Source organism: Methylomonas koyamae (assembly GCF_001644025.1).
Classification (GTDB): Bacteria; Pseudomonadota; Gammaproteobacteria; order Methylococcales; family Methylomonadaceae; genus Methylomonas; species Methylomonas koyamae_A.
Window position 1 is genome coordinate 1 of sequence record NZ_LUUK01000019.1, and the last position, 9,815, is coordinate 9,815.

Sequence of the window (9,815 nt, forward strand, 5' to 3'; positions counted from 1 at the left end):
GGCGCTTCGCTTATCCACCCACGGCCCTGATTCAATAGCAGCACTCTGGCCGTCACTAGTCGTTATTTCTCCGCGAAATGATATACTGAGAGAAAGAGCATATGCAAATCAATAAATTATCGTGTCGAAGATCATTTTTCGTAGATATACAGACCTATCTAATAACTAGTTATGGCTCAAGTAACTGATGATAAATAATAAAACTAATCCTGTTGAGTGGTCTTCATTAATGTATGAGCTTGAAGATGCAAAAGAGCACTTAGAGAATATGATCGATCAAATGAACAAGGATGGGGCAATAGAAGAAGATTCAGAATTTAGGATTCGTATGGGTCATGTTTTCGCGCATCTGAATCGTGGTTGGAATATTAGAAATAGAGTTGGAGAATATGACGAAAGCGAGCGTGAGTTATTTAGTATGTTTCCAAAAGACCTAGAGCCATGCGGTTAAGAAACCATAATCCGCGCTTCACCCGACCAAAAACCGCGTAGCGGTTTTTGGTCGGGTGAGCTTAGCGTTAGCCTTCAAAGAGTTGCCCATTGAATCTTATCCTCGAACGTACTGATCGAGTCCGGTTCTTCACCAACATGCGTTTGGTTTTTTCCGCACTGGGCATATCCGCTGCCGATTACGATTGGTTCATTAGTGATATCGAAACAAACTATTGCGGCACCGAATTCACGAGTGAAGATCAATGGATGGAAGGCCAGGCATTACAGAGCTTCGTCAGTCAAAATGAAGTGCAATTTATCTGGGCAGTCTTCAGTGCCGTGCCAAAGGGATACCGTCCCGCAGTTCTGGCTTCTCCATACATCGAAGGCAACCCGGATTTTTGGAATGGCAAGGAAATGGCGCCCCAACTTGATGGCGCGCTGTTCGAGATCGCATGCTGGGACAGTAGTGCGACAATACTAGTTGGCCTTCCGCCAACGCTCGAAGAGAATTTCAAACTTGCATATTCAGATGCTTGCTCACTTGTATCTGTCGCTCGGCAAAGTGGCGGCTAACCCGGCGCTCAACCACACTACCTTCGGTCGCTGGACGCTGCGCGATAGAGTCGCGCAAAGCCGGAGACTTTGTCCGTTATGCGGCAGGTTTCGAAACCTCCGTCCGCATTTCAAAACGGGTGGCGACTCGGGACTCACTCGCCACTGTAACCATTCAAACATCGCGCTCGCGGCGGGCTCTTGTTTGTTACAAACACAACAAACAAATGCAATCTTTTTGTCGTTAAATCAATCGCTTATAAAGTGGTGTAAAATATGAATTAAGCACGTTATGCAAAAATAATGTTGCGTTCGCTTGCTTATCAATTGTCGGTATTTATGTCTGAAATCATTCTATTCCCCGTTCCGGACAGGCAACAAAAATCGGAGCTCGATGCGGTTATCGACGACGCGCTAAAGGCCATTCCGAAGAACGACAGAGAGAAACTGAGATTTGAATTGATTAAAACGATAGACGGCTTCGATACCTTTTTCACCGAGTGGTCTTTGAGTTTGCCTGAAGATAGCGATGAAACGCTGAGAAAACAAATCTACGATATTGCGCATCAGGAACATGATCGAAAAATGCGTATGCTGAAAGAAATTATGCGCTTAAAGATTAAAGTGCTGGTCGCGGAATATCGCCAGCGAAAGTAATCTGGTGATTTTTGGTAATTTCACCTGTTATTTTGGAGGCGATTGCTAATACTAATTATCGTCGATAGCAGGATATTAACTTAATCCTAAAAAGAGCAGTTTGGCGATGAAAAATTCCGTTCGTCCTGAGTTTGTCGAAGGGCGCGCGGGATTTTTCATTCACCCGTTTGGCGAGTGTATTGCGAGCCGTCCATGCTTCGACGTTGCTCAGCACGAACGGCCCGCAATACACGCCAACTGTCCTTTTTAGGTTAATCGTTTTCGAGTCAAAATAGTCTTTGAGGAGTGTTATATGAGTCAACTTGCCGAAGTAAATTGTGTTGCGGAGCTTGATGTCGAAGCCGATAAGTTGCTGGTGGCGTTTGCAAGCTCGGATGGGGAAATTATCAATCAGCATTTCGGCTCGTCGTCTGGGTTTCACGTGTACAGTATCGATGCCGATAGCGCGATTCCGTTGGCGGCTAAATCGTTTGGCAAGGAGCTACGCGACGGTAACGAAGACAAGCTGAAACCGAAACTGGCCTGGTTGAACGGCTGCGATTTGGTCTACTGCGGCTCGGTCGGCGGTTCCGCGACCAACGAATTAATCAAATTGGGCGCGCATCCAGTCATCGTTAAAGGCGGGCCGGATATTGAAGAAGTAGTTGCCGAGATACAAAAAGAACTGGCCGGTACTTTGTCTCCGCTGCTGGAGCGCATTTTTAAACAAAAATCCGGTAAAGATCAGGGCCGTTTTGACGAGATGGCGGACGAAGAATGGGATGAATAAAACGACGTCCGGTCATTTGAATTAAATGCCTTTTAAACTTTTAATATTTGCCACGCTTTCGAGTTGATCGCTAGCGTGGCAACACTGAATTTATTCTATATCTCCCGCCAGAGCGGCGTCCACCGCTCGCAAAATATAATCATTGTCGCGAATATGCCGGGCAAGCTCTATGATTTCTTCATAGGCATAATGGTGTAAATTGAAACTGATTCGGTCGATTTGCTTGTCGTCAATAAAAATGTCCAGTATCAAAAGCGCCGACGTGTCGTGCGGGTGAACGTTATCGAGCACCTTGACGCTGGATACGATTTTCATGTGTTCATCGATTGGGTTGATATATCGCAACGACGATAAATGTTCGATTTGTACCGGGCTTAATTCGTTATGACTGTTGCTCATGAGGCGGAAATAATGGCTGGCTCTATGGATTTGGAGATATTGCAAAAGCAAAGCCCATGCCATGTCTTTTGGATTTGTCCGTCGCCCAAAACCCCGCGTGCCCGGATACAAGCGTTCCGGGTGGTTGTGTCCGCGTATCGACGGTGCCGAACTTGCATCTTTAGGCAATCCCTGTAAAGTTGGCGACGCTGAAATCGTTTCGATTTCAAGCGGGTACGCGTGTTGGGCTTAGACGGCCATTCTCCGGACTACCCGTCTTATAGCGGTTGCGCGCGACCGAAAAATTATAATAACAACAGCAACCGAGAGGTTTGGATTCATGAGTTTGGAAACCAAGTTCAGTAATGCGCAGTTGCGGCGCATCAATTTACAATCGATTCTCTATCTGTGTTCCTGTCCGTCGCAAGTCGGTGTGCAGATCGACAGCCTGCGCAAGCTGTACGAATATCAAGCCAATTGCGCCGAGCGCGGCCGTAGCGAATTGCAAAGCCAAGTGCACGAACGCATCGCCGAGGCCACGTTGGCCGCGCATCGGATCATGGAAGATTGCCTGCAGGATGTGTTGAGCCTGGAGGGCTGGGACCCGCTGACGCTGGAAATGCCGGAAGGCTTGCGGACCCTGCTGGAACAGGAAATCGACGGCGGTTGAGGGTGCGAGAATGACCGCGCCGGTCCGCCGTCGGCCAAACCGTCAAACCTGCGGTTCGAATTCCACCGAAAAGCGGCCGTAGCGTTGCAGGATCGCCGGCATCAATAGTAAATTCAACAGCGTTGAAGACGCCAGGCCGCCGATGATGATCGCGGCCATCGGTCCCATGATTTCCCGGCCCGGGTTGTCGCTGTCGAAGGCAATCGGCAACATTGCCAGCGCGGTGACCAGAGCGGTCATCAAAATCGCCGGCAGGCGCTCCTGGGCGCCGCGGATCAAGGTGGCTTGATTCCAGACCTGGCCTTCGAATTCTATCAAATGCCGGTAGTGTGAAATCAGCATGATGCAGTTGCGCACCGTGATGCCGAACAAGGTAACGAAGCCGACGAAGGAGCCGACCGACAGGGTGGCGTCGGTGACGACGACGGCCGCGACGCCGCCCAACAGCGCGAAGGGTAGATTCAGCAAGGTCAGCAGCATGTGGCGCAGGCTGCCCAGGGCGATGTACACGAAAATCAGCACGCCGACCCCGGCCAGCAAGGCATGCACGAGCAAGGACTCGCGGGCGTCGGCCTGCTCCATGGCCGCGCCGACGAATTGCGGATGGGCGCTGCCGGTCCAGGCGATTTCGCTGTTGACCCGGCGTTTCAGTTCGGCGACGAACTCGTCCATGTCTCTATCCTCAACCTTGCAAGTCACGGTCTGTATACGCTGCGCGCCTTGATGCAGGATGTTGTACCGACCTTCGCCGTGGCGGATGTCGGCGATGTCGCCGAGCAACACCCGCTGGCCGTCGGCGTTTTTCAACGGCAGTTGCCGCAGGAATTCCGGGTCGTTGCGCTTTTCCGGCGGCAAGGTCACCGCCACGTTAAAGATCCGGTTGCCCTGGATGTGCTTGCCGACGATGCGGCCTTCGTAGGCGGTTTGCAGGGTCGTCATCACTTGCGCGGGACTGATGCCGCGAAACTTCAGGTGCTCGCCGTCGAGTTGGATTTGCAGCGTGGCGGTGGCCGGCGGCGAGCGCATCTGAATGTCGGCGGCGCCGGGGATGCCGGCGATCAAGGCCGCCAATTGTCGGGCCTTGCCGTCGAGTTCGTTCAAGTCGTTACCGTACAGATTCACGACCACCGGTGCGGTGTAACCGGAAATGGTTTCGTCGACCCGCTCGGTTAAAAAGGTGTTGGCTTCGAAGCCGATGCCGGGAAATTGTTCCAGCACGTCGCGCAGGCTGTCCAAAACCCGTTGTTGGTCGCGGCCGGACAGCGGTTTCAATCGCACTTCGTATTCGCTGTAATGGCTACCGTAGGTGTCGGCGCCGCGTTCGGCCCGGCCCGCCCACTGCGACACCGACTCGACGCCTTCGATGTCGGCGAATTGTTCGCTCAATAAGGCGCCCACCCGCAATGATTCCTGCAACGAAGTGCCCGGCGCGCTGGCGGTATGGACGATGAAATGGCCTTCGCGCAATTCCGGCAGAAATTGGTGATCCAACTGTAAAAACGCCGCCAGACCGGCCGCGCAAGCGATCAATCCGATGCCGGCCACGGCGTTGAAATGGCGAGTGGTCCACAGCAAATGTTTGGCGTACCAGGGTTTCAGGCGCTTGATCAACGGCGGCTCGGCGGTGTCCGGCAGGCGCCGCCGCAGCAGCAGGTGGCAGAGCGCCGGGGTCAGGGTTAGCGCCACCAGCAGCGACATCATGATCGCCAGAATGTAGGACACGCCCAACGGCGCGAACAAACGGCCGCTGACGCCAGCCAGGGTTAGCAGCGGAACGAACACCAGCGCGACGATGAAGCTGGCGTAAACCACCGAACCGCGCACTTCCAGCGACGCTTGGTAGATCACTTCGTCGCTGGGGTCGGGGTGAATCTTCAGGCGGTTTTCGCGCAGGCGCCGGAAGATGTTTTCGGTGTCGATGATGGCGTCGTCGACGACTTCGCCCAACGCAATGGCCAGCCCGCCCAGCACCATGATGTTTAAATTCACGCCGCAAGTCAGCAACACCAGGGCGGCGGTCAGTAAAGACAACGGAATCGCGGTAGCGGCGATCAGCGCGCTGCGCAAATCGAACAAAAAGCCGTACAGCACCAACAACACGAAGGCGCCGCCGAGCAACAAATGGCCGGCTAGATTGTGCAGCGAGGTCTCGATGTAGTCGGCCGGCCGGAACAGATGGGCGTGGAAGGCGATGGCTTGTTGCTCGAACAGCGGTTGAAACTCCTCGAGCACCGTTTCGACTTGCCGCGACACCGACAAGGTGTTGGCGCCGTACTGGCCGATGATCATCATCACGATGGCTGGCTGGCCCTGGATTTGCGCGGCGCCGATGGCCGGGGCTGGCGCATAGCCGACCTCGGCGACATCGCCGAGCAAAATGTTGCTGCCGTTCAAACGCTTGACCGCCAATTGTTCGAATTGGCGCGGATTGCTCGGTTGACCGCTGAGCTGCAGCGAAAAGCGCTGATTGCCGTTGTCGATGAAGCCGGCGCCGCTGATTTCGCTGGCGCTGGCGGCGGCGTTGACCACTTCGTCGATCGACAAGTTATATCGCTGCAAAGCCGCCGGCAGCAGCTGGATTTGCAATTGTTGAATGTCGCCGCCGAACACGTTGACATCGGCGACGCCGGGTACCGCCAGCAGGCGCGGCACCAAGGTCCAATCCACCAGGCTGCGCAATTCCAGCAGCGATTTGCCGCCGGCCCGCAAGCCTATCGTCATCACGGTGGCGGACGACGACGACAGCGGCAGCGGAATCGGCGTACCGACTCCGGCCGGCAAGCGCTGAGCGATGCCGGTCAATCGCTCGCCGACCAACTGCCGGTTGCGGTACACGTCGCTGCTTTCCTCGAAGGTAGCGGTGACGATGGACAGGCCTTGTATCGATTGCGAGCGCAAGTTTTTCAGGCCGATCAGGCCGCTAACGGCCTGTTCGATCTGCTGGCTGACCAACACTTCCACTTGCTCGGCGGCCAGGCCAGGCGCTTCGGTTTGGATGATGACTTGCTTGGGCGCGAACTCCGGAAAAATGTCCAGGCCGGCATTGGCGAATCGATAGCCGCCGTAGCCGAATAGCAGCAGGGCCAGCGCGATGACGATGCCGGAATAGCGGATGGAAAAACGGACCAGGAGTGCGAGCATGTTTGAGCGGCGGTTGGCGAATCGGCTATTTTGCCCGTTCCAGTGCTCAAGGTCCATGCGGGTAGGTGACAAGTAGCCGCCTCGCTTTCCCGAAATCCCTTCCCGAATGGGCCGGCTATCCAATTCCCGGAACGTTGTCTCGCCACTCGGTCAAATGCGATCGAACTTAGCCGGTCGGTTTCGATCGTCCCGCTGAGTTTTGACTTAACCGAGAAGGCCGGATTTCAAACCTTGGAACACGATGATGCGCGCCCGAATGATGAGTTGTAAGCAGCAAGCAACTGATGTCTATAACAAAAATCATATGGGCCGTATAACATTTCTCGAATTTTGCCCCTAAGGCGATTTTTATATAGTGCTTCGAACCCGGTTTCAGCCAGCTCGATACCGGCCGGCTTCCGGTCAAACAAGAAGCAATTTTATGAATTCAATTTAGAGGTGAAGATATGAAGATGAAAAAACCGGTCACGATGGTGTTGGCGATTATCATGGGATTCAGCACGCACGCCGCCATGGCGAGCGACTTAATCGGTGGAGGCGCTAGCTGGAGCGGAGTGGGCTCGACCGGGCAAGGTTTCGGCGTTGGCGACGCCCAAATAGGCGGACACGGCGATGCCTTCGACACTGGTTTAACCTTTCGCGTCGATGGCGTTTCGTTCAATCCGACAAGCTACCTGAGCAGCGGTCAAACGATCACCAGCAGTGTCGCGACGCTGAGTAATCTGCAAACTCAGGTTCAGTTTTACGCCGATACCGCAACACCCACGCTACGTACTCTGATCACGTTGACCAATAACGGCAACGCCGGCATTTTCACTAAGGTGGGCCTGTGGACCAACGTCGGATCTGACGAATCGACTCAAACCATCGCCAGCAGCGACGGCGATTCCGCATTCAGCACCCAAGACCGCTGGTTAATTACCGACGATTCCAGCGTCAACTCGGGCGACCCGGCCAATACCCATGTAATTTACGGCATGGGCGGCCTGGCGCCCTCCTTTGTTAGCAATACCGTTTTCAGTTCCGCAGGCAGTCAAGGCGTCCGCGCCGATTTTCTGCTGAACATCGCCGCAGGCCAATCGCGCTCACTACTATTTTTTAACCAGATATTCGTACAAGCCGGCGATGCCCGAACGGCGGCGACCGTTTTCGATCATCTATCCGAATCCAATGCGCCGTTGGCCGGTTTGAGCGCGGAGCAAATCGCCGGCGTCGCCAATTGGCGGTTCGCGCCGGTGCCGTTACCCGCGGCCGTCTGGATGTTCGGTACCGCATTGGCCGGTTGGCTGGGCTTAGCGCGCAAATCTTACCGATCTTGATAGCTTTCGGGTTTCAGGCCTTACCGCCTGGAACCCCTTCGCGCATTCACCTGGAGTACCACATGAAACCGCAACTTTTATTAGCGCTCGCTCTGCCCTTGTTGAACGGTTGCGCCGCGACCGCCCGCTCGTTGAGTTCGAGTAAAGTATTTGCGCCGTCGTGCCCGACCGCCGCCACGCCCACCTACAAAGACCCTGATCTCACGATATCCTCCGTCTCATTGACTTCAGCCGGAGTCTCGGACGACCAAACGCCAAGATGTTCCCAAAAGGAATCGGTTTATAGCAACGCGGTCTGGATTCCGGTCCTGGGACCGCTGTTCGACCTGAGCACCAACACCAGCCCAGATCGAAAAGGCACCTGGTATTTGGTATCCGTGGCTTTTCCGCTCATCGGCCCTGCCTTGCAGCTTAGCTACGGTGCCAAGCAATGCATCGCCGAGTGCTTGCCCACCCCGGTCACGCGGGTACCCAACGTTGCCGACTATTTCGACCGGGCGTTAAACGTATCCGACGCCAACTGCCGTACCTTCCTGACGCGCTTCTATGCCAATGTCAATGGCGCCAACGAATCAAAAGACAGCCTGAATTCGCTCAGTACCATTACCGCCACCGGCGCGGCATTCGCCAATCCGTTAGCGGGAGCGATCATCTCGGGCACCAAAACCGTGTTGGAAGACGGTATCGGCAGTTTCAGCAACAATTATCTGCAGGGTAAATTAATGCCGGACTTGATTACGACGATACAAAAATATCGTCAGACCGCCCGAAAGGAACTCGATACTCCGCTTTACGCACCAGACTCGGTGGAAGACGTCGTACGAAGCGTAAACAATTACGACAGTCTATGCGCGATCGACACCGCTGTGCAGATCATGGTGGAATCGGTTAACAATCAAAATTCCGGCAACGACAAAACCAACAACCAGGACCAGAACATTCAGCTCAAGCACCTTGGCTTGGGCGAATAGGTTCGAGCTCCGCCCAAACCCGAGAGAACTACTATGAGTACAACTAAATTTTATGTCTGGGTTACGCCGTCCTATTTCGACGGTTCGCCAGTCGATCATACTTGGGTAACGACTTACGATAACCGCGCCCATCCCTACCGGGACGATAGAGAAGTCGAGTCGGCGGGCCAGAATTATTGGTATTGTTGGGGAAAATTTCATCCGAGAGGCGAATCCGACGACTACGATAGCGGCTTGATCGGCAACCAACCGGGAGATCCAAACCGCGCACTCTGACTAGTCAAACCTAACAACGCCGACGCGCGAGGCACGATTTTCAATTACGGTGTCGACGGCGTTTGCCACCAATTAGCCAATCAAGTGTTATTCGCGACCGCGCTCGACGGGAAGCTACCGCTCCGAGTTTCAAAGGCCAGGGGTATAATGCCAGTCTGTCTTTTTATGGGACCTACGGTTTGCAACGATAGGTTTGGAACCAGAAGACCGACACCTGTTTAAATCTGCACCAGGTCAGCAGAATGGCGGGAATAGCGGAAGCAGAAGACGAGTTCGAGCAACTGTTGCGAATCAAGATGGGCGACGCGAACGAAGAACAAATCGCCGGTTTGCTGGCATTGCGCGCCACCTTGCCTGACCGAGGCGCGCGAGCGATGGCACTGGCCGAGGAACGGCTTACCGCCGAGGCATTGAACGCCCGAAACCAGCAAATCCTTGAACGCGCCCGGACTGTGTTGGGCGACGACCAATACCGTCTGGTTTTCGGCGTCGAACCGGGCGACGCCGTGAACCTGATCGATCCGAACGTTTTTCGCCGGATGCAAAACGCCGAAGGCTGAGGTTCCGCATCCGGTGAGTTGGAGGATTGCCGAGACAGGGCTTAACGCCCCGCTCGGCAGTCCAGAATAAAACTAGGGGCTGTTGCC

The 9,815-nt window shown here is 54.4% G+C and carries 11 protein-coding genes; 9 read left to right on the top strand and 2 right to left on the bottom strand.

Annotated elements, in window-relative coordinates:
• Nucleotides 1-187 precede the first annotated feature (187 nt).
• The 4 genes from A1355_RS01835 to A1355_RS01850 all read left to right on the top strand — a co-directional run bounded on the left by A1355_RS01835 (nt 188) and on the right by A1355_RS01850 (nt 2,413).
• On the top strand, nt 188-451 hold the full coding sequence (locus tag A1355_RS01835; RefSeq protein WP_064024405.1) for a hypothetical protein: 264 nt from the start codon (nt 188-190) through the stop codon (nt 449-451).
• Nucleotides 452-540: 89 nt separating this feature from the next.
• A complete protein-coding gene (locus A1355_RS01840; RefSeq protein WP_064024407.1) occupies nt 541-1,008 on the top strand; it encodes a hypothetical protein in 468 nt (155 codons plus the stop codon).
• A gap of 282 nt (nt 1,009-1,290) precedes the next feature.
• Nucleotides 1,291-1,644: a hypothetical protein gene (locus A1355_RS01845; protein WP_197471687.1), complete on the top strand. Its 354-nt coding sequence runs from the start codon at nt 1,291-1,293 to the stop codon at nt 1,642-1,644.
• 292 nt (nt 1,645-1,936) lie between these two features.
• Nucleotides 1,937-2,413, top strand: coding sequence for a NifB/NifX family molybdenum-iron cluster-binding protein (locus A1355_RS01850; protein WP_064024409.1), 477 nt, complete (start codon nt 1,937-1,939; stop codon nt 2,411-2,413).
• A 90-nt stretch (nt 2,414-2,503) separates the two neighbouring features.
• Here A1355_RS01850 and A1355_RS01855 read toward each other — a convergent pair whose 3' ends face one another.
• Complete coding sequence (locus A1355_RS01855) at nt 2,504-2,980, bottom strand: hypothetical protein (RefSeq protein WP_157197698.1); 477 nt, start codon at nt 2,978-2,980, stop codon at nt 2,504-2,506.
• A 151-nt stretch (nt 2,981-3,131) separates the two neighbouring features.
• Between A1355_RS01855 and A1355_RS01860 the strand changes: the two genes are divergently transcribed.
• Nucleotides 3,132-3,461, top strand: coding sequence for a hypothetical protein (locus A1355_RS01860; protein WP_082885298.1), 330 nt, complete (start codon nt 3,132-3,134; stop codon nt 3,459-3,461).
• A gap of 42 nt (nt 3,462-3,503) precedes the next feature.
• On the opposite strand, the gene A1355_RS01865 is transcribed toward A1355_RS01860, so the two are convergent.
• On the bottom strand, nt 3,504-6,602 hold the full coding sequence (locus A1355_RS01865; RefSeq protein ID WP_064024413.1) for an efflux RND transporter permease subunit: 3,099 nt from the start codon (nt 6,600-6,602) through the stop codon (nt 3,504-3,506).
• 446 nt (nt 6,603-7,048) lie between these two features.
• On the opposite strand from A1355_RS01865, the gene A1355_RS01870 reads away from it, so the two are divergent.
• From A1355_RS01870 to A1355_RS24240, 4 genes are all read left to right on the top strand, one after another.
• A complete protein-coding gene (locus A1355_RS01870; RefSeq protein ID WP_064024415.1) occupies nt 7,049-7,921 on the top strand; it encodes a hypothetical protein in 873 nt (290 codons plus the stop codon).
• A 62-nt stretch (nt 7,922-7,983) separates the two neighbouring features.
• The gene (locus A1355_RS01875; protein WP_064024417.1) at nt 7,984-8,892 is read left to right on the top strand and encodes a hypothetical protein; all 909 of its coding nucleotides are present in this window, start codon (nt 7,984-7,986) and stop codon (nt 8,890-8,892) included.
• A gap of 33 nt (nt 8,893-8,925) precedes the next feature.
• Complete coding sequence (locus tag A1355_RS24235) at nt 8,926-9,168, top strand: hypothetical protein (RefSeq protein ID WP_082885299.1); 243 nt, start codon at nt 8,926-8,928, stop codon at nt 9,166-9,168.
• Between the two features lie 242 nt (nt 9,169-9,410).
• Complete coding sequence (locus A1355_RS24240; RefSeq protein WP_082885300.1) at nt 9,411-9,728, top strand: hypothetical protein; 318 nt, start codon at nt 9,411-9,413, stop codon at nt 9,726-9,728.
• Nucleotides 9,729-9,815: the final 87 nt, after the last annotated feature.